This is a genomic window from Ruegeria sp. HKCCA5839 (assembly GCF_013035585.1).
GTDB lineage: Bacteria > Pseudomonadota > Alphaproteobacteria > Rhodobacterales > Rhodobacteraceae > Ruegeria.
This window is the reverse complement of record NZ_WQIE01000005.1, coordinates 308,037-327,571: the sequence shown is the minus strand read 5'-3', so window position 1 is coordinate 327,571 and position 19,535 is coordinate 308,037. Positions and strand designations below refer to the sequence as shown.

General features: G+C 58.9%; 20 protein-coding genes and 1 tRNA gene. 8 read left to right on the top strand and 13 right to left on the bottom strand.

From position 1 onward, the window contains the following. Nucleotides 1-157: 157 nt before the first annotated feature. From GOV38_RS15580 to paaZ, 5 genes are all read right to left on the bottom strand, one after another. Complete coding sequence (locus tag GOV38_RS15580) at nt 158-325, bottom strand: hypothetical protein (RefSeq protein ID WP_171209381.1); 168 nt, start codon at nt 323-325, stop codon at nt 158-160. 803 nt (nt 326-1,128) lie between these two features. Beyond that, a tRNA-Met gene (locus GOV38_RS15575) sits at nt 1,129-1,205 on the bottom strand. A gap of 114 nt (nt 1,206-1,319) precedes the next feature. Next, the gene (locus GOV38_RS15570; RefSeq protein ID WP_171209382.1) at nt 1,320-2,264 is read right to left on the bottom strand and encodes an alpha/beta fold hydrolase; all 945 of its coding nucleotides are present in this window, start codon (nt 2,262-2,264) and stop codon (nt 1,320-1,322) included. A 25-nt stretch (nt 2,265-2,289) separates the two neighbouring features. After that, nucleotides 2,290-3,093, bottom strand: coding sequence for a PaaX family transcriptional regulator C-terminal domain-containing protein (locus tag GOV38_RS15565; protein ID WP_171209383.1), 804 nt, complete (start codon nt 3,091-3,093; stop codon nt 2,290-2,292). A 57-nt stretch (nt 3,094-3,150) separates the two neighbouring features. After that, nucleotides 3,151-5,175 (bottom strand): phenylacetic acid degradation bifunctional protein PaaZ, encoded by a 2,025-nt coding sequence (gene paaZ, locus GOV38_RS15560; RefSeq protein WP_171209384.1) that lies wholly within the window; start codon nt 5,173-5,175, stop codon nt 3,151-3,153. Nucleotides 5,176-5,304: 129 nt separating this feature from the next. Here paaZ and paaG point away from each other — a divergent pair, with 129 nt between their 5' ends. The 5 genes from paaG to GOV38_RS15535 all read left to right on the top strand — a co-directional run bounded on the left by paaG (nt 5,305) and on the right by GOV38_RS15535 (nt 8,732). Continuing rightward, nucleotides 5,305-6,090, top strand: coding sequence for a 2-(1,2-epoxy-1,2-dihydrophenyl)acetyl-CoA isomerase PaaG (gene paaG, locus GOV38_RS15555; RefSeq protein ID WP_171209385.1), 786 nt, complete (start codon nt 5,305-5,307; stop codon nt 6,088-6,090). 1 nt (nt 6,091) lies between these two features. After that, complete coding sequence (gene paaI / locus GOV38_RS15550; RefSeq protein ID WP_171209386.1) at nt 6,092-6,520, top strand: hydroxyphenylacetyl-CoA thioesterase PaaI; 429 nt, start codon at nt 6,092-6,094, stop codon at nt 6,518-6,520. A 15-nt stretch (nt 6,521-6,535) separates the two neighbouring features. Continuing rightward, nucleotides 6,536-7,843 (top strand): phenylacetate--CoA ligase PaaK, encoded by a 1,308-nt coding sequence (gene paaK / locus GOV38_RS15545; protein ID WP_171209387.1) that lies wholly within the window; start codon nt 6,536-6,538, stop codon nt 7,841-7,843. A gap of 21 nt (nt 7,844-7,864) precedes the next feature. Continuing rightward, nucleotides 7,865-8,458, top strand: a complete 594-nt coding sequence (locus GOV38_RS15540; protein WP_171209388.1) for a TetR/AcrR family transcriptional regulator — start codon at nt 7,865-7,867, stop codon at nt 8,456-8,458. 61 nt (nt 8,459-8,519) lie between these two features. Beyond that, nucleotides 8,520-8,732, top strand: coding sequence for a hypothetical protein (locus tag GOV38_RS15535; protein ID WP_171100681.1), 213 nt, complete (start codon nt 8,520-8,522; stop codon nt 8,730-8,732). Here the strand turns inward: GOV38_RS15535 and GOV38_RS15530 are convergent. Genes GOV38_RS15530 through pcaF form a run of 7 tightly spaced genes read right to left on the bottom strand, consistent with a single transcriptional unit; the run spans nt 8,713 to nt 14,313 of the window. After that, nucleotides 8,713-9,477 (bottom strand): Phenylacetic acid catabolic protein, encoded by a 765-nt coding sequence (locus GOV38_RS15530; RefSeq protein WP_171209389.1) that lies wholly within the window; start codon nt 9,475-9,477, stop codon nt 8,713-8,715. The two genes, GOV38_RS15535 and GOV38_RS15530, sit on opposite strands and share 20 nt — an antisense overlap. A gap of 12 nt (nt 9,478-9,489) precedes the next feature. Continuing rightward, nucleotides 9,490-10,563: a 2Fe-2S iron-sulfur cluster-binding protein gene (locus GOV38_RS15525; RefSeq protein ID WP_171209390.1), complete on the bottom strand. Its 1,074-nt coding sequence runs from the start codon at nt 10,561-10,563 to the stop codon at nt 9,490-9,492. Between the two features lie 14 nt (nt 10,564-10,577). Next, a complete protein-coding gene (paaD, locus tag GOV38_RS15520) occupies nt 10,578-11,036 on the bottom strand; it encodes a 1,2-phenylacetyl-CoA epoxidase subunit PaaD (RefSeq protein WP_171209391.1) in 459 nt (152 codons plus the stop codon). Between the two features lie 4 nt (nt 11,037-11,040). Next, nucleotides 11,041-11,799: a 1,2-phenylacetyl-CoA epoxidase subunit PaaC gene (gene paaC, locus GOV38_RS15515; RefSeq protein ID WP_171209392.1), complete on the bottom strand. Its 759-nt coding sequence runs from the start codon at nt 11,797-11,799 to the stop codon at nt 11,041-11,043. Then, nucleotides 11,799-12,083 (bottom strand): 1,2-phenylacetyl-CoA epoxidase subunit PaaB, encoded by a 285-nt coding sequence (paaB, locus tag GOV38_RS15510; protein WP_171100670.1) that lies wholly within the window; start codon nt 12,081-12,083, stop codon nt 11,799-11,801. The genes paaC and paaB overlap by 1 nt, the downstream gene beginning before the upstream one ends. Nucleotides 12,084-12,102: 19 nt before the next feature. Next, entirely contained in the window at nt 12,103-13,095 is a 993-nt protein-coding gene (paaA, locus tag GOV38_RS15505) for a 1,2-phenylacetyl-CoA epoxidase subunit PaaA (protein ID WP_171100668.1), read from the bottom strand. A gap of 15 nt (nt 13,096-13,110) precedes the next feature. Then, nucleotides 13,111-14,313 carry a 3-oxoadipyl-CoA thiolase gene (gene pcaF / locus GOV38_RS15500; protein WP_171209393.1) on the bottom strand — a complete coding sequence of 401 codons (1,203 nt, stop codon included), beginning with the start codon at nt 14,311-14,313 and terminating at the stop codon, nt 13,111-13,113. Between the two features lie 290 nt (nt 14,314-14,603). Between pcaF and GOV38_RS15495 the strand changes: the two genes are divergently transcribed. After that, nucleotides 14,604-16,691, top strand: a complete 2,088-nt coding sequence (locus GOV38_RS15495) for a 3-hydroxyacyl-CoA dehydrogenase NAD-binding domain-containing protein (protein ID WP_171209394.1) — start codon at nt 14,604-14,606, stop codon at nt 16,689-16,691. Between the two features lie 173 nt (nt 16,692-16,864). Here the strand turns inward: GOV38_RS15495 and rpe are convergent, their stop codons facing one another. After that, a complete protein-coding gene (rpe, locus tag GOV38_RS15490) occupies nt 16,865-17,554 on the bottom strand; it encodes a ribulose-phosphate 3-epimerase (protein ID WP_171209395.1) in 690 nt (229 codons plus the stop codon). 164 nt (nt 17,555-17,718) lie between these two features. On the opposite strand from rpe, the gene phnC reads away from it, so the two are divergent. Beyond that, a complete protein-coding gene (gene phnC, locus GOV38_RS15485) occupies nt 17,719-18,540 on the top strand; it encodes a phosphonate ABC transporter ATP-binding protein (RefSeq protein ID WP_171209396.1) in 822 nt (273 codons plus the stop codon). 66 nt (nt 18,541-18,606) lie between these two features. After that, nucleotides 18,607-19,509, top strand: a complete 903-nt coding sequence (phnD, locus tag GOV38_RS15480; RefSeq protein WP_171209397.1) for a phosphonate ABC transporter substrate-binding protein — start codon at nt 18,607-18,609, stop codon at nt 19,507-19,509. Nucleotides 19,510-19,535: the final 26 nt, after the last annotated feature.

Genomic DNA, 19,535 nt, shown 5'->3' with positions numbered 1-19,535 from the left:
TCGTTCAAGCCGCAAATTCACCAAGTTTTTTTAGCGAATGGCAGAAATGTCCGCGAAACTGCCTTTGGTAGTATGGGGGCAGGCTGCCGCATGTTAGCAACAACTAAACAAACGAGGGTCAATTTCCTATTCGTTCGCAATGTGGCGCCGACGTCTCTCAGTCCTCGACAGTGACATCTTTTAGGATCACCCGTGAGCGCATCTCTCGTGTCGGGTGCTGGCCGACAGCGTGGTATTCGCGCCCGGATACCTTCTCATCGCTCACCACAAAGTGCGCCAGCCCGCCCGAAGGGTGAAGCACCTCAGATCTTTGCCAATCGATCATCAGCTTCGGGTCTCGTGCTGCAAGGGCCTCTATCTTCTCGGGTATTGTGTAGGCGGACAAATACTAACAGGGCACTAGAACCTTTTGGCCACTCGATATCTGGTCGACAATTTCTGAATTCTTCATTTCTGCCTCCACCTGGTTCGGGAGGAAGTCTCAAATCAGATTGTCGATTAACCGATGCACAGCACAGACGCGATATGGGATTGCACCCAACACTTATCTGGTTGTTTGAGATCAAGCGAGCGATTAACAATCTAAATAATAATTTTTTTGGAGGCGCGCGAGTGTGGGAGTGGACACTGCATCTGATCGCGCGAATTTTTGCCCCACCCCCCAAAAAAAACGACCCCCCTGGATACACCATGTGGGGGCAGTTTCTGGTGACTAAGCTCACTCAAATACTTGAATTGCAGATCTAACCGTTTACGAGCCTTGGGCCGTCCTTTGCGGCATTGGACCAATCGACTGACATGTCGAGAGATTCGATTTGGTCAACAAGCGTATCCGTTGTTCTACGGAGCGACTTTGCTATTCCATCGAAAGCTCGTCGTGTTTCCCGATGCAGCCCTGTCAAACCAACGTTGTCGAAGAAGAGAGCGTTATCCATGGCTACAGCCAAGCCCGCTGCTTCCATGGCCAAGCCCAGTATTTCGTCACAGATGTCTTTGGGGGGTTTCGTTCTTCATCTCGTTCCCTTTCCAAATTGGTGTTTGAGGAACCAAGTGGTGGGAAAAACGGCGGGACAATCAGAAGAATACCAAAGATTAGATCGTAAAAACAATAACTTAGCTTTTGTGATTTGGTAGCGGAGGAGGGACTTGAACCCCCGACACGCGGATTATGATTCCGCTGCTCTAACCAACTGAGCTACTCCGCCACGAGTGAAAGGCGATTTACGGGAGGGGGGCGGAGGGGTCAAGAGGGAAAACACGCGCATTCCGCTATTCTTTACTTGCTCAGATGTTTGACACGGCTCAGGCAGAAGAGTGTGCTAGCTCGATTGCTCTGCAACCTCGCGTATAAAGCGGGCGCAGTCGTCGGGTGCGGTGATCAGGATCATATGTCCGCGCCCCTCAAGCGCTTCAAACCTCAGTCCGAATTGGGTCATTGGCGGCCCGTGCATCTCGGATGGCAACACGGGATCATCGGTACCAAACAGGATGCCCCCAGGCACGCTAAGGTCGACATAGCGTCGATTCAGTGCCGCGATGCTTCGCTCAACCCCAAGCACGTCTTGTGACGCAGTTATGAATGCCGAAGGGCGCAGGCCAAGTGCACCCCCGGCGCGGTCCAGAAAGTCAGCAGGCGCAGGTTCTGGGGCGAAGACGTCCTTCAAAACTAAAGGGGCTGTTTTGCGCGCCAGCGGTACGGCGAGTGTATTGCCGATAAAGGTGCGTAGCCAGCCAGTGCGGATCTCAAGAGGTTTGAACACTGCTGGGGTCTCGGGCATTTGTTGCGTCAATGGCGCCAACAGGGCCAGTGCTGTAGTGTTTTCCGGGTAATCCAATGCCATAGCCAAAGATACGGCCCCGCCCAGTGAATGACCTACAAGAATCGCCCGATCGACACCCTTTGCCTGAAGAAAGGCCTGTATCATCCGCGCCTGTTCGGGCAGATCAGCCAAGTCAGCGCTCTCGCGCGTGGAATAGCCACAGCCGGGGCGATCCACAGCCAATATGTGATAATCGTCCGAAAGTTCATCGACCAGCGCATAGGTGAAATGCTGCAGCTGACCGGACAGGCCATGGATCATCACAAGGGTCGGTTTTGACGGGTCACCGCGTTCAACATAGTGGATCGTACCGCCCGGTACTTCAACGATCTGGCCCAGTTGCGGAACAATCGCACGGCCCTGGCGGGTCAACACCCTTGTCCATATGTGCATCGCGACAAAAAAGGCCGCGATCAGGGCAAATGTGGTGAGAAGAATCGTCATCGTGGTCAAGCTCGCAATCTTGAAACTATTCAGTGGAATTCAGCAGGTCGGGCGACGGGTGGTCCAATGTGTCAAGCAGATCGAAGACCGCCGCGCGGCATTCGGGGCCGACCCAGTCGGGCGGAAAGAATCCGTCGGGCAGATCGGGCTGACGCAGAACGATACGCCGCCATCGATGCACCAACAGGGTTCTGAGCGTTGCCGTTTGCGACGGGCTCAAAGCGTGTTTTGAGGGCCGTGATTTCGATGCGGTTTGCACGGCCTCCAGCAGGGCTTGGCAAGCGAGACACAGATCCTTGGGGCAAAGGCGATCCTGCAGCCATTTGGGGACGTGTTGTGCTGTGATGGTCACCGACAGTAGCGCGTCGTCCAAATCGGGCGCAGGGCCAGAGCCCAAAGCAATATTCCGCCCGATCGACGCGTATTCCCGGCTGAGAAGGACATCGTCCAGCAATTGCGTTCCAACGCCATCTTCGGCTATCAGCAGATGCCAGTTTTGGCTGTCATTGCCGGTGCGCGCGTAGATGCGCGGGGTGACAGCAGCAGATTGCGCGCGTCCGAATTCGGTCAGGTAATGGTGCGAGACACGTCCGATCCGGTCGCTTTCGATCCAGCCATCTTTGCGCAGCCGGTGAAGGGCCACGCGAACGGCTTCGGGTTTGATCCCCATGGGTTCGATCACCCGGGTGAGCGCACCGCCCGAGATCTGCGCGCCCGGATCCTGGGCCAGATCTCCAAAAAGCGAAACAATAATGGACCACACCCGCTGATCACGCGTGTCCGTCAGCGCGGTGACGGCTTTCTCGAACCACGAACTCTGGCTGGTCATGAAGGCACAGTAACCTGCGCGCACTCATAAGAAAATCGGTTTCCTTGCGTGCTGCGATCAGCGGGCGCACATGGTCAGCAATTCGTATTCTGCCACCGGTTCGTTATCCTGATTGGTCAGGGTGACATGCCAACGGACCTCGCCATACTCCTCGTTGCGCTTGGTCTTTTGTTTGACCGTCAGGCGTACTTTGATCGCATCGCCGGGCACGACGGGCTTCATGAAACGTAACCCGTCCAGACCGGTGTTTGCGAGCACCGGGCCTTCGTTGGGTTCCACAAACAGACCGGCGGCAAAGCTCAGCAGCAGATAGCCATGGGCCACGCGACCGGGGAAGAACGGATTTCGCGCGGCCGCGGCCTCATCCATATGGGCATAAAAAGTGTCACCGGTGAATCTGGCGAAATGTTCGATGTCATCCAATGTGACGACGCGCGGCGCGGTGTGCAAAGTCTCACCAATTTCCAGCGCATCAAAGCTGCGGGTGAATGGATGCGCGGGGGTGGTGATCTCGCGCGCGCCGGGCACCCATTTGCCGCCAATCGTGGCCAGCATCCGGGGGGAGCCCTGCACAGCTGTGCGCTGCATGTAATGCATCACACCGCGCACACCGCCCATCTCTTCGCCGCCGCCTGCGCGCCCCGGCCCGCCATGAACCATATGAGGTAGAGGTGACCCGTGACCGGTGGATTCGGCCAGGGAGTCGCGGTCGTTGATATAAATCCGCCCGTTATAAGCTCCGGCCTTCAGCACCACATCACGGGCGACCTGCGGGTCATGGGTGATGAGCGAAGTCACCAGCGAGCCTTGCCCGCGATTGGCAATCTCGACTGCGTGGTTCAGATCGCGATAGCCCATAAGGGTTGAGACGGGACCAAAAGCCTCGGTGTCGTGGACGCGCTGGGCAGCGTCGGGGTCGGTACAGTGAAACAGCATCGGCGGCACAAAGGCACCGTTTGGGTCGCCGTTCAACTCGAACGCGTCGGGGTCGCCGAACACGCGTTTGGCCTCTTGCCCGATCAACGCTGCTTTGGCCAACACGTCTGCTTTCTGGGCGCTGGATACCAAAGCGCCCATGCGGGTGTCATCGGCACGGGGATCGCCGATGCTGACTTTGGTCAGGCGGGCAGAGACCTCGTCAATTACGTTTTGAACCTGCGTTTCGGGCACAATAATCCGGCGGATCGCGGTGCACTTCTGCCCGGCCTTTGTGGTCATCTCGCGCGCGACTTCTTTGACAAACAGGTCAAACTCGGGCGCATCCGGTGTCACATCCGGCCCCAGAATGGACGCGTTCAGACTGTCTTGTTCCGCCACGAACCGAACCGAGTTCTGCAGTATGGCAGGCGTCTGCCGCAGTTTCAGCGCGGTATCGGCCGAGCCTGTAAAACTGACCACATCCTGACATTCCAGCCGATCCAGCATGTCGCCAAGCCCGCCGGATACCAGTTGCAGGCTGCCATCGGGCAGCAAGCCGCTCTCCAACATGATCCGCGTCGCCAGCTCGGTTACATAACAGCTGTTGGTGGCAGGTTTCACGATGGCCGGTACGCCAGCCAGTAGGGTAGGGGCGAGTTTTTCCAGCATGCCCCAGACGGGGAAGTTGAAGGCGTTGATATGGATCGCCACGCCTTGCAGCGGTGTGCATACGTGCTGGCCCAGAAATGTGCCATGGCGCGACAGTTGTTCAACGTCACCGTCCAGGTACACATGCGCATCCGGCATCTCTCGCCGCCCTTTCGAGGCGAAAACGAACATCGTGCCAATGCCGCCATCGATATCGATCAGGTGGTCTTTTTGCGTCGCACCGGTTTCGAAACTCAGATCATAGAGCGCCTGTTTCTGCTCAGAAAGCACCTGGGCCAGCGCCTTGAGCATCTTGGCGCGCTGGTGGAAGGTCAGGGCGCGCAAAGCCGGGCCGCCGGTGTCGCGGGCGTGGTCCAACATCGCCTGCACATCAAGATCGGTGTTGCCAGCGCTGGCAAACGGCGCACCGGTGATAGCCGATGCAATCGTGCGCGCGCCGGGACCAGGCGAAACCCACGCGCCATTTGCGAAACTGGATATTTGGTGCAGGGACATGAGGGCTCTCCTGTTCGTTTCGTCAAGCCGCGGCGTTCAAGGCGCGTGCTTGTCAAAGGTTTGGAATTTATTGACCAACCGTTCGGTTTATGCAAGAAATTTGTGAAACCAGCGCAAAAGTGAGCCGGCATGTCGGATACGATTGTAACGCAAGATCACGGCCAATGGGTCGAAATCACCTTGAACCGCCCGGACCGGCTGAACAGTTTCACTGATGAGATGCATTATGCCCTGCGCGCGGCTTTGGAAGACGCCCGAGATCAGCGAAAGCGGGCCATATTGCTGACAGGGGCCGGGCGCGGCTTTTGTGCCGGACAGGATCTTGGGGACAGGAATCCCGCCAAAATGGATGGCCCGCCGGATCTGGGCGAAACGGTACGCACTTTCTATGCGCCGTTGGTACGCTTGATCCGGTCGCTTAACGTTCCCGTCATCTGTGCTGTCAACGGGGTTGCTGCTGGGGCAGGGGCCAACCTGGCGCTGGCCTGCGATGTGGTTCTGGCCGCCGAGTCCGCCAAGTTCAATCAGTCGTTTTCCAAGGTCGGTCTGATCCCCGACACAGGCGGCAGCTGGCACTTGCCGCGTTTGCTGGGCGAGGCGCGGGCCAAGGGGCTGGCGCTGACGGGTCAGCCCTTGCCAGCACAACAAGCTGCAGACTGGGGGTTGATCTGGAAGGCTCTGCCGGATGCAGAACTGATGCCAGAGGCGCGCGCCATGGCCCAGCAGTTTGCCAATGGGCCCACGCTTGGGCTGGGTCTGACCAAGCAGACCATTCAGGCGGCGGCCACCAATACGCTGACGGATCATCTTGAGCTTGAGGCCGACGCTATGCGGACCTGCGGCCGCAGCGCTGATTATGCCGAGGGAGTCACCGCCTTTCTGGAAAAACGCCCGCCGGTCTTCAAGGGAGAATAGGATGACGCCACAGGACCGCGCAGCAAAAGCAGCCGCCACGATGTGGGGGCGGGATCAAGCCTCGCAATGGGCGGGGATGGGCCTGAAACATGTGGATGAAGGCACTGCGACGCTGACGCTTGAGGTGCAGGCGCATCATTGCAATGGCCACGGGATTTGCCATGGCGGCGTGACCTTCATGCTGGCCGATAGCGCCTTTGCCTTTGCGTGCAACAGCCGAAACGCGGCGACCGTGGCACAGCACAACGTTATCAGTTTCATAGCCCCCGCCCGTCGCGGCGATCTGCTGACGGCGCGCGCCACCGAGCAGAACCTGGCAGGGCGCAGCGGTATCTATGACGTGACGGTGACCAATCAGGACAACGTCAAAATCGCCGAGTTTCGCGGGTTTTCCCGGGCCATTGGAGGAGTGGTTTTTGATGAAAGCTAGAACAGGGGGGATGGCATGAAAGATCTTACACCAAACCGCGCGGATCTTGACCCGATCGAGATCGCCTCGATCGACGAAATCCGCGCCCTGCAATTGGACCGGCTGAAATGGTCCCTGCGCCACGCCTATGACAATGTACCGATGTATCGTCAGCGGTTTGATGAGGCGGGCGTGCATCCGGACGACCTGCACAGCCTTAGCGATCTGGCGAAGTTTCCGTTTACCTACAAGAACGACCTGCGTGACAACTACCCGTTTGGTCTGTTCGCTGTTCCGCGTGAGCAGATTATCCGACTGCATGCGTCCTCGGGCACAACCGGCAAGCCGACTGTTGTGGGATACACTCAGCGCGATATCGACAATTGGGCTGATCTCGTCGCCCGCTCGCTGCGTGCCAGCGGGTTGCGCAAGGGCGATACCGTCCACAATGCCTATGGCTATGGGCTGTTCACCGGTGGCCTGGGCGCCCATTACGGCATCGAGAAACTGGGCGCGACGGTGGTGCCGATGGGGGGTGGGCAGACGACCAGGCAGGTTGATCTGATCACCGATTTCAAACCCGATGGGATCATGGTCACGCCGTCTTATATGCTCAACATTCTGGAGCAATTCCACAAGGTCGGCTTGGACCCGCGCGCATGCTCGCTCTCTGTCGGTATCTTTGGGGCCGAACCCTGGACGGATTCGATGCGGGCTGAGGTCGAGCAGGCTTTCGATATGCACGCGGTCGATATTTACGGTCTGTCCGAGATCATGGGGCCTGGGGTCGCCAATGAATGCGTGGAAACCAAAGACGGTCCGGTGATCTGGGAAGATCATTTCCTGCCCGAGATCATAGATCCCGAAACCGGCGACGTGCTGCCGGATGGTGAAATGGGTGAGTTGGTCTTTACCACCTTGACCAAAGAGGGCTTGCCGATGATCCGCTATCGCACGCGGGATCTGACGCGGCTGCTGCCGGGGACAGCGCGGTCGATGCGGCGGATGGAAAAGATCACCGGACGCTCGGACGACATGATCATCCTGCGGGGCGTCAACGTCTTTCCCAGCCAGATCGAAGAGCAGGTTCTGGCCACCGGAGGGCTGGCCCCTTATTACCAGATCGAGCTTTACCGCGCAGGCCATATGGACGCAATGCGGGTGCATGTCGAGGCGCTGCCGGATGCTGCGGACGAACTCAGCAAAACCGCTGCCGCCCGTATGCTGAGCAAACGCATCAAGGACGTCGTTGGCATTTCGACCGAGATCGATGTCGGCGACCCCGGCGCGGTGGAACGCAGCCAGGGCAAAGCACGCCGCGTGATCGACAATCGCAACAGCTGACCCAAAACCGGAGAACAACACTTGGCCCGAACGATTGCCAAAGATCACGACGACAAGCGCAGCCACATCCTGAAATCCGCCGCACGTGTCTTTGCGCGCGAGGGGTTTGACCGGGCCTCGATGTCGCAACTCGCCCGGGAATGCGGGATCTCGAAGGCCAATATCTACCACTATTACGACAGCAAAGACGCGATCCTGTTCGACATGCTGGAAACCTATCTGCATCAGCTGCGCGATGCGATCTGTGGGCTTGATCTGAAAGGGCTGGACGCACAGGCGCGATTGCGGCGTGTAGTGCAAGAGATCCTGGTGGCCTATCAGGGTGCCGACGACGAACACAGGGTGCAGTCGGCGGGGCTGTCTGCCCTACCGGACGAGCAACAGGTATTGCTGCGTGGCTATCAGCGTGAACTGGTTGTTTTCCTCAGTGATATTCTGGCAGAAAACGCGCCGGCATTGCGCGAAGACAAACGCAGGTTGCGGGCTACGACGATGTCCGTCTTTGGCATGTTGAACTGGTTTTATATGTGGAACACCGACGCGGATGAGGCCGCCCGCAAAGACTATGCCGCCCTGGTCAGCGATCTGACGCTGAACGGGCTGAAGGGTCTTTAGCGGTGACGTGATTTGGCAAATCCCGCGCGGTCTGTTTCAATACCCGCCACGGAGGACGGTCATGCACAAGCCAGAACGGTTCGAAAAGTTCTACTTTGCCAAGGTTGGCCTGGGCGAAGCGTGTGGCTGTGCGGAAAAGGTGATCGACGTCTACGAGTTCAATCGAAAAGGCGGATCACAGGCTACAGGCGCTGTGCAAAAAGCCAAGCCTCGACGCCGCTCCCTACGGTCTTTCGCGTTGAAATACGGGTTGATCAGCCGGGCCCGGCGCTAAGGCCCAGTTGGTTCAGAACCCGCGTCGTTTCGGCCTGCCATCTGGCTTTTAATTCGGACCCCGTCATGCGGCGCAATCCCATTGCCTGCAAGGTCTTGAACTTTTCTGCGTCACTGGCCCCAAAGCTGACGGCGACCCGAGGCCACCAATAGTCGACCGAGGCCTGAAGCTGCGCGTCATTCCCTTGTTCGACCAGTTTCACAACCCCTTCAAGCGCCAGTTCGCCATGATGGGCCTCGATCGGTGCGATCGAACGAAACGCCTCGGCCAGAGGTTGATACGAGACGGTTGAAAACTCGGCCAGTTGTTCGGCCACCGCGCGGCTCATCAGCAGGTTCATCACAACCGCATCAACCCAACCGGTCAGAGGGTAGTTGAAGACGGCCAGTCGCATGTCATGTTCGCTGCGGCTGGCACCGATATCGGCATCCCGGTCCAGACGCGCGGTCCAGGGGTGATGCGTGGCATAGCGCTGTGTATCCGCTCCAAACTCTCCCATGATCTTGAGAACACGATCTGCGTTATCGGTCTTTTCCAGCACGATTTTGGCTGCGGCAATGCGTTCCTTGATCCCCGGACCCTGATTTATGATGTCCGCAAAACCTGCGGCCCCGGCCAGTTCGCTGTCGACAAAAGTTGCCATCAACTTCATCAGCTCGGCCCGGTAGCGCGGAGGCACGTTGGTCGGGTTGGTCAGAACCCCGCCTGCGGCCAGATAGCTGTCGAGGTTCATGCTGTCTGTCATTGGGCCGTCTCCCTATTGGTCGTAATCCACAACAACGCGGTCCGTGACCGGATAGGCCTGGCAGCTTAGGACATATCCTTTTTCGACCTCGTAATCCTCAAGCGCATGATTAGCGAGCATCTCGACCTCGCCCTCGATGACCCGGCAGCGACAGGTCGAACAGACCCCGGCCTTGCACGCAAAGGGCGCGTCCATCGCGTTGTCCAAAGCTGCCTCGAGTATAGATTGATCCTTGGGCATCGTGATCGTTTGCGTTGACCCGTCCAGCGTGACCGAGGCGCTGGTCTGGTTGGCTTGCGACGCCGCATCGCCATTGGTGACTCTGCGTTTGGCCCGCCCGGGTTGCGCACTGGCAAACAGTTCGAACTTGATCTGCCCGTCCACTAGCCCATGGTCTTTCAGCGCGGCCGCAATGCCCAGCATCATTGGTTCGGGCCCGCAGATGAAGGCCGTATCGACAGTCTTGATGTCGATCCAATGCTCAAAAAGCTGGGCGCATTTCTCTTGCGTGACCAACCCCGTGAACAAGTCGATATCCTGCGCATCGGTTTCCAGAATATGGATGACGTTCAAACGCCCCATATGAAGGTTCTTGAGATCCTCAAGCTCTTCCCGAAACATGATCGTGTTCACGCCCTTATTGGCATAGACCAACGTGAAACGAGAATGGGGCTCTTGCGCCAGCGTGGTCTTCAGGATCGACAGGACCGGTGTGATCCCGGACCCACCGGCAAAACCCAGGTAGTGCTTTTCAGCAGTGGGATCGATCGCGGTGAAAAAGCTGCCCATGGGCGGCATCGCCTGAACCCTGTCACCTACCTGCAAATCGGTGTTGGCCCAGGTCGAAAACGCACCGCCCTCTACCCGTTTGATCCCCACCTGCAATACGCCCTCATCTTTACCTGCACAGATCGAGTAGGACCGACGCAGCTCCTCGCCGTCAAAATCGCGCCGAAAGGTCAGGTATTGCCCCTGCGTGAAGTCAAAAGCATCTGCCGCACCATTCACGGGCTTTAACGTCACCACCACGGCATCGCGGATAGTCTTGTGTATGTCGGTGACTTCCAGATCATGAAAGCGTGCCATCCGGTGATCCTCCGTCAGATGCACTTGAAATAGTCAAAAGGTTCCAGGCAGTCGGTGCAGCGCCAGTGGGCCTTGCATGGGGTCGATCCGAACTGACTGACCTTCTCAACGGCAGTGCTGCCGCAATGGGGACAGCGCTCGGGCCCACCTGCGGGTTGGGGTGGAGCGATGCCATAGGCCTCAAGCTTGGCGCGGCCCTTGTCGCTTAGCCAGTCGGTGGTCCAGGCCGGGGCAATGCTTGTCTTGATCCGCAGATTGTCGATCCCGTGGTCGCGCAGCGCTGTTTCGATGTCCATGCTGATCACCGATGTGGCCGGGCAGCCGGAATAGGTTGGCGTCACCGTCACCTGCAACATATCGCCTTGCCACTGCACATCGCGCACAATGCCCAGATCAACGACCGAGATTACCGGGATCTCGGGGTCGGGAACCGCGTCCAGCCAGTCCCAGACCTGATCGGTTGAGGCCCGCATGTGCCTACCACTTTGCGCCGGGATAGGCGCGTTGCAGCCATTGCATCTGTGTCAGCAGATGGCCCAGATGTTCGGTATGCATCCGCCCGTCGCGCCCACCTTTATGGGCAAACCGGCTTTCGGGGATCGTCAGAGTCGCGGTGCTCAAAACGCGTTCGACCAGAGTGTCATACTCAGCGCGCAGATCGGCAGAGTCAGGGGCAATCCCTGCGGCAACCATCTGCGCATCAACGTCATCGCTTGCAAACATCTCGCCCACGTAAGGCCAGAGATAGTCCAGCGCCTCTTGCATCCGGGCGTGGCTTTCTTCGGTGCCGTCGCCCAGCCCGACCACCGTGTCGCCCGAGCGTTCGAGGTGATAGGCGACCTCTTTACTGGCCTTGGCAGCAATCGCCGCGACCTGTTCGTCTGCGGATTTGATCAAACGCCCCAACATGATCGAGTGCCAGGCATCGAACAGAAACTGCCGCATCAGGGTGCGGCCGAAATCCGCGTTTGGAACCTCGACCAGCAGCACGTTGCGGAAATCCCAGGCGTCGCGCAGAAAGGCCAGATCATCGGCGCTTTTGCCACCGTCAATCTCTCCGGCAAGACCCAGCCACATCTGCGTCTGTCCGATCAGATCCAAAGCCGTATTGGCCAGCGCGATATCTTCCTCCAACACCGGTGCGACACCACACCATTCGCTGACGCGATGCCCTAGGATCAGGGTGTTGTCGCCCATGCGCAGCAGAAATTGCAGGAACGCCTCGTCACGGGTCATCACATCGCCCCCACTTCGTCGGGAATGTCGAAGAAGGTGGGGTGACGATATACCTTGCTTTCGCTGGGCTCATACATCGGCCCTTTGTCGCTGGGCGATGAGGCGGTGATCGCGTTGGCCTCGACGACCCAGATCGAGACCCCTTCATTACGTCGCGTATAGACATCGCGCGCGTTCTTGATCGCCATTTCCGCATCCGGCGCATGCAGCGAGCCGACATGGCGGTGGCTCATCCCATGCTGCCCGCGAATGAAGATTTCCCACAGGGGCCATTCGTTGTTCATGTGGTGCTCTCCCAAAGCTTTACTCTGCCGCCAGATCGCGTGCGCGTTTCTTGCGCGCGTGGGCCAGCAACCCGTCGCGCACCCATTGGCCGTCATCCCAGGCTTTGTTGCGGGCGGCCAGACGGTCCACGTTGCAGGGGCCGTTGCCTTTGATCACGTCAAAAAATTCGGACCAGTCCGGTTCCGAGAAATCATAGTGCCCCCGGTCCTCGTTCCACTTCAGATCAGGGTCGGGGATCGTCAGGCCCAGATATTCAGCCTGCGGCACTGTCTGGTCGACGAATTTCTGGCGCAGCTCGTCATTGGTATTGATCTTGATCTTCCAGGCCATGGATTGCGCGGAATGGACCGAGTCCTTGTCCGATGGTCCAAACATCATCAGCGACGGGAACCAGAACCGATTCAGCGCGTCCTGCGCCATCCTCTTCTGTTCCGGCGTGCCCTCGGCCATCTTGCGGATCGCGTCATAGCCCTGACGCTGGTGAAAGCTTTCTTCCTTGCAGATGCGGACCATGGCGCGGGCATACGGTCCGTAGGACGTCCGCTGCAGCGGAACCTGGTTCATGATCGCGGCCCCGTCGACCAGCCAACCAACCGCGCCGATATCGGCCCAGTTCAGGGTCGGGTAATTGAAGATCGACGAATACTTCATGCGCCCGTCCAACAACATTTGCGTCAACTCGTCCCGGCTGACACCCAGTGTTTCGGCGGCACAATACAGATAGAGCCCATGCCCGGCCTCATCCTGTACCTTGGCCAGTAAGATCGCCTTGCGTTCCAGCGTGGGCGCTCGGGTGATCCAGTTGCCCTCGGGCAGTTGGCCGACAATCTCGGAATGGGCATGCTGACCGATCTGGCGGATCAGGGTCTTGCGGTAATCATCAGGCATCCAGTCTTTGGGTTCAATTTTGATATCCGCGTCGATCTTGTCTTGAAAGTCGCGTTCCTGCTCGGTCATCTCTTCACGGGATTTCAGGCCCGTACCTGCGGTCTTAACCATCTGAGCGTACATGTCGGGTCTCCTCCCTTACACGCGTTCAAGAATAAGTGCGGCACCCTGTCCGACACCCACACACATTGTACACAGCCCATAGCGCCCGCCCGTCCGGCGCAGGTGATAGGCGGCGGTCATCACCAGCCGCGCGCCGGACATACCCAGCGGGTGTCCAATCGCGATGGCCCCACCATTGGGGTTCACATGCGGTGCGTCATCCGCAAGGCCAAGCACGCGCAATGTCGCCAGTCCCTGCGAGGCAAAGGCCTCGTTCAACTCTATCACATCCATCTGTTCGATGCTTAGTCCTGCTCGGACCAACACTTTGCGCGTTGCCGGAACCGGGCCGATGCCCATCACCCGGGGCTCAACCCCGGCGACCGACATGCCCACCACGCGGGCGATGGGTGTTAGGCCGTTCTTCGCGGCTGCGGTCTCGTTCGCCAGCAAAATGGCTGCTGCACCGTCATTGACGCCCGAGGCATTGCCAGCGGTTACCGTCTTGTCCGGCCCGTTGATCCCTTTAAGACCGGCCAGCATATCCGCAGTTGTTCCGGGGCGCGGGTGCTCGTCGCTGTCGACTACGATGGGATCGCCTTTGCGCTGAGCGATTGTGACCGGGGTGATCTCCTCCTGAAACACCCCGGCCTGGTGCGCCTTCGCCCATCGGGCTTGGCTGCGTTCCGCAAACGCGTCTTGATCGACGCGGTTGATACCGTAATCTTCCGCTACGTTATCCGCTGTTTCGGGCATCGAGTCGATACCAAACTCACTTTGCATCTTCGGGTTCACAAAACGCCAGCCTATCGTGGTGTCATAGATCACAGCATTTCTGCTGAAGGCCGCGCCGGCTTTGGGCATCACAAACGGCGCCCGCGACATGCTTTCCACGCCACCCGCGATGGCCATGTCATAATCTCCGGCCCGGATCGCCCGAGCGGCCATGCCAACGGCATCCATGCCGCTGGCGCAAAGACGGTTGATTGTCGTGCCGGGCACATCCACAGGCAACCCGGCCAAAAGCGCCGCCATACGCGCCACGTTGCGGTTGCTTTCACCGGCCTGGTTGGCATCCCCAAAGATCACATCATCCAGCGCAGCCCAATCCACTTGCGGATTGCGCGCCATAAGCGCCGTGATCGGAACCGCTGCCAAATCATCCGGACGCACCTGGCTTAGGCTGCCACCATAGCGCCCGATGGGGGTGCGCTGTGCGTCGCAGATAAAAGCGTCCATTGGATGATCTCTCCGTATTTCAAATCCGCTAATAAGCGACCGATGGGTCGATTAATAAGTGCGTGCGCGATTCGAGGCAAGAGATATGTAACGTGATTTCGCGAATACTAATAATCTTGTAACGTTATTGTGCGACCGGTATACGAGGTGAAAAGATGCACATGATTGGTGCCAGCGGCGTGCAGGTACCAACAACAGGTGCGGCGATGCAGGCTTGTGAACGGCCAGACCGCAGGTCAGTCTTGGACAGACCACACAGCCGGCGCGCGGACGTACCAAGGAGGAGCGCAATGACTCATGCCATCCGATACGAAAAGCACGGGGATATAGCGGTACTCGCCGCACAAAACCCGCCAGTGAATGCATTGGGCGTAGATGTTCGACGTGGCTTGCTGGACGGGCTGGAACGCGCGGAAGCCGAAGGTGCAAAGGCTGTGCTGATCTATGGCGAGGGGCGCACCTATTTCGCGGGGGCTGACATTCGTGAGTTTGGCAAGCCGCTGCAAGAACCTGGGTTGCCCGCACTGTGTGACCGGATCGAAGCGTCGCCTTTGCTGATCGTGTCCGCCCTGCATGGTACCGCGCTGGGCGGCGGGCTCGAGGTGGCTTTGGCCAGCCATTATCGCATCGCCGTCCCAAACGCCAAGATCGGGTTGCCAGAGGTCAATCTGGGAATCCTCCCGGGGGCGGGTGGGACCCAACGCCTGCCGCGTGTTGCGGGGGTCGAGGCCGCGCTCGGCATGATCACCACCGGACGCCACGTACGAGCTGCCGAAGCATTGGATCTTGGCATCCTCGACCGCGTGCAAGACGGCGCGCCACGCGAAATTGGCCTGTCCTACGCGCAGGAACTGCTCGAAGAAGGGGCGCAACGTCGTCCGGTTTGCGACATGCCTGCACCCGACCCCATCGACTTTGATGCCGCTTATGACGCGGTGTTGAAGAAGGGCAGGGGCCAGCTTTCTCCTGCAGTGGCAGTACGCGCGGTTCAAGCCGCTTGTGAGGCCGAGAGTTTTGCAGCCGGCAAAGCCCGCGAGCGTGAACTGTTTCTGGACCTGATGGAAACAGACCAGCGAAAAGGTCTGATCCATGCGTTTTTCGCCGAGCGCGCGGTGGCCAAGCTGCCAGAGCTTGAGGACATAGAGCCGCGCGAATTGCACCATATCGGCATAGTGGGCGGCGGTACAATGGGGGCAGGCATTGCAACGGCGATGCTTTTGGCCGGGTTACAGGTCACTCTGCTTGAGATGTCCGCCGAAGCGGCACATGCAGCGAAAGAGCGTATCGCAACAAACCTGGCCGGAGCGGTCAAACGCGGCAAGCTTAGCCAGAGCGCGCATGATGACCTGCTGCGTAACCAACTTGCGCTGGCCACGGAATACGACGCATTGGCCACCGTGGACCTGGTGGTTGAGGCCGTGTTTGAAGATATGGAGGTCAAAAAACAGGTTTTTGCCCAATTGAACTCGGTCTCCAAGCCGGGCGCCGTGTTGGCGACCAATACATCCTATCTCGATATCAACCAGATTGCGGCGTCCACCAGCCGTGCTTCAGATGTGATCGGGCTGCACTTCTTTTCCCCCGCGCATGTGATGAAACTGCTCGAGGTCGTGGTGACCGACAAAACCGCGCCAGATGTCGTCGCGACAGGCTTTGCGTTGGGGCGGCGGTTGAAGAAGATCTCGGTGCGCGCCGGGGTTTGTGACGGCTTTATCGGCAATCGAATTTTGTCCCAATACCGGGCTTGCGCCGATCACATGGTGCTGGATGGGGCCAGCCCGTTTCAGATCGATAAGGCGCTGACTGGTTTTGGTTTTGCCATGGGGCCATTCGCAGTGTCCGATCTGGCGGGGCTCGATATCGGCTGGGCGACGCGGAAACGCAAACGGGCGCTGGGAATGGACCCGCGGGCGCGGGACAGCACCTTTGCTGATGCGCTGTGCGGAGCAGGGCATTTCGGTCAGAAAACAGGACGAGGCTTCTATGTCTATGAATCGGGTCAGCGCAGCGGCACACCGAACCCTGATGTCATGCCTCTGATCGAGGCGGATCGCGCGGCACAGGGCATCACATCGCGAGAATTTTCCGACGAAGAAATTGTTCAGCGCTATATGACGGCCATGGTCAACGAAGCGGCTAAGATTGTGGGCGAAGGTATCGCGCGCCGCCCGTTGGATGTGGATGTCACTTTGCTTTATGGCTACGGGTTTCCGAGGTTTTGGGGCGGGCCGATGAAATGGGCAGATCTGACGGGCTTGCCAGAGGTTCTGGGCAACATTCAAAACTGGGCCACGGAAGATGCTTATTTTTGGCACCCTGCGCCCTTGCTTGAGCAGTTGGTCGCCGAGGGCCGATCTTTTGACGACCTGAACGCATAGGTCGGACCGTAGAACCAAAAAAGGAAATGCTCCCGCGCCCGCGCAAAACTGGCTGTGCCAGTTCCGCGAACGGGCTTGGGCCGGGCATCGCGCGCAGCGCGATGCCCGGCCCAACAAGAGGAGATGTTCCGTTAGGAACGTCGACGATTGACGGGAGCCGTTCGGCTTAGATGCTAGCCGTTGGTGGACTCGGCCGCGGCCCGCACGGCGCGGATATTTGCACCATAGACCTCCGGTGTGTGCACGGATCCGCCTTTGAACACTGCCGATCCCGCAACCAGCACATCGGCCCCGGCTGCGGCCACCAGAGGAGCGGTTTGCGGATCGACGCCGCCGTCGATTTCGATATGGATCGGGCGGTCTCCGATCATCTGGCGCAGCTTGCGGACCTTGCCGGTCATGTCGATGAATTTCTGGCCGCCAAAGCCCGGGTTAACCGTCATGACACAAACCAGATCAGCCAGATCCAGCAGGTGTTCCACCGTCTCGGCCGGAGTTCCGGGGTTCAAGGCGACACCGGCTTTCATGCCAGCTGCCCGGATGGCTTGCAGCGTGCGATGGGGGTGCGCACCGGCCTCGACATGAGCGGTCAGGATGTCGGCGCCCGCGTCCGCATAGGCCTGAATATAAGGATCAACTGGCGCGATCATCAGGTGCACATCCATCACTGTTTTCACATGCGGGCGAAAGGCTTTCACAGCAGGCGGGCCAAAGGTCAGGTTGGGAACAAAATGCCCGTCCATGACATCGACATGCACCCAATCGGCGCCTTGTGCCTCGATAGCCTGAATCTCGGCGCCGAAATTGGCGAAATCGGCAGACAGGATCGACGGGGCGATCTTGATGGTGCGGTCAAAGCTCATGGAGGCCTCGTGTCAGCAAAGGAGTCGCGGACGCATATACCCGGGCCGTGGGGCAAAGGACAGCCCCAGCGCAATATGCGCCGTTACAAAACTTTCACCTCATTGACACACAGGTTTTGAACAGCCCCGATAGCAGACCGCCCAACAAGAACAGGGGGCATCGCGTGCTGCGTATCACGAAACTGACCAAACGCTTCGGCGATACCAAAGCCGTAGACGCGGCCTCGCTGGATGTCGACAAGCCCTGCATGATCGGGATCATCGGACGCTCGGGCGCTGGTAAATCGACCCTTCTGCGCATGGTCAACCGGCTGACGGATGCCACTGACGGTCAGATCCTGTTCGAAGATCGCGACGTCACGCAGCTGAAGGGCCGGGGTAAACGCGCCTGGCAGGCTGACTGCGCGATGATCTTTCAGCAGTTCAATCTGGTTCCCCGCATGGATGTGGTCTCGAACGTTTTGCATGGCACGCTGAACCGCCATTCGACGCTTGCGACGATGTTCAACCTGTTCCCGATGGCCGAGATCAACCGGGCCATTGATATCCTTGACCGTTTGGGCATTGCCGAGCATGCCCCGAAACGCGCTGAGGCGCTTTCCGGTGGTCAGCAGCAGCGCGTCGCCATCGCGCGTGCGTTGATGCAGGATCCCAAGATCATTCTGGCCGATGAACCGATTGCTTCGCTTGACCCGATGAACGCTCAGGTCGTGATGCAAGCGCTGCGCCGCATCCACGAAGAGGATGGCCGTACAGTTATCGCCAACCTGCACACTCTGGACACGGCGCGCCGCTATTGTGACCGCGTGGTCGGCATGCGCGACGGGCGCATCGTGTTTGACGGGTTGCCCGAACAACTGACGACCGGCGTCGCCCGCGAGATCTATGGCGCGGATGCCAGCTTCTCGGAAGAGGCGACCTCGACCGAGATCGAAACGCTCGACGCCAACCGCGCGGCCCTGATGGAAGCTGAGGCCACCATCTGAGCCACCCCAACCCTTTCATCGCCCGGCCCGATGAGAGGTCGGGGACATCAACCTGGAGAGAGACAGATGAAAAAACTATTGGCTGCCCTTGTTGCGACCACTGCCATGGCCGCGCCGGTTCTGGCTGACGATATCAGCGAGTTCCGCATCGGAATCCTGGGTGGTGAAAACGCCCAAGACCGTCTGAACAACAACGAATGCCTGCGTCAGTACACCGAAGAGACGCTGGGCGTTGAAACCAAGCTGTTTGCGCCTGCGGATTACAACGGTGTGATCCAGGGCCTTCTGGGCGGCACCATCGATATGGCCTGGCTGGGGGCCTCTGGCTATGCGAAAACCTATCTGTCTGATCCCGAAGCGGTTGAGCCGGTTCTGGTCAAAGTGAACCTGGATGGCGGTTTCGGCTATTATTCGATCGGTTTTGCTCGCAAAGACAGCGGCATCACCTCGCTGGAAGACATGCAGGGCAAGACCTTTGGCTTCGGTGATCCGAACTCGACCTCGGGCTATCTGATCCCGTCGATCGAAATCCCGCAGGCCACTGGCGCGACCATGGACTCGGGCGACTATTTTGGTGAAGTGAAATTCACCGGCGGCCACGAGCAGACCATTGTGGCGGTAAACAACGGTGACGTTGACGGCGGTGTGACCTGGGCTGATGGCCTCGGCAACTGGGAAGATGGCTTCAACTCGGGCGCCCTGCGTCGTGCCGTGGATGCCGGTCTGGTCGATATGAATGACATGGTCATGATTTGGCAGTCCAAGCCGATCCCGGAAGGCCCGGTTGTTCTGCGCACGGCGCTGCCTGCAGACGTCAAAGAAAAGATGACCGCCCTGATGGCAGGTCTTCACGAAAAAGACCGCGATTGTTTCTATGGTGTTGCGGCTGGTGAGGCCAAAGCGTTCGAGCCGATCACCCATGACGCCTACGAAGTCATCATCGAAGCCCGCAAGCTGAAGTCCAACTAAGTTTGCAGATCAAGTACTCGGGGTCT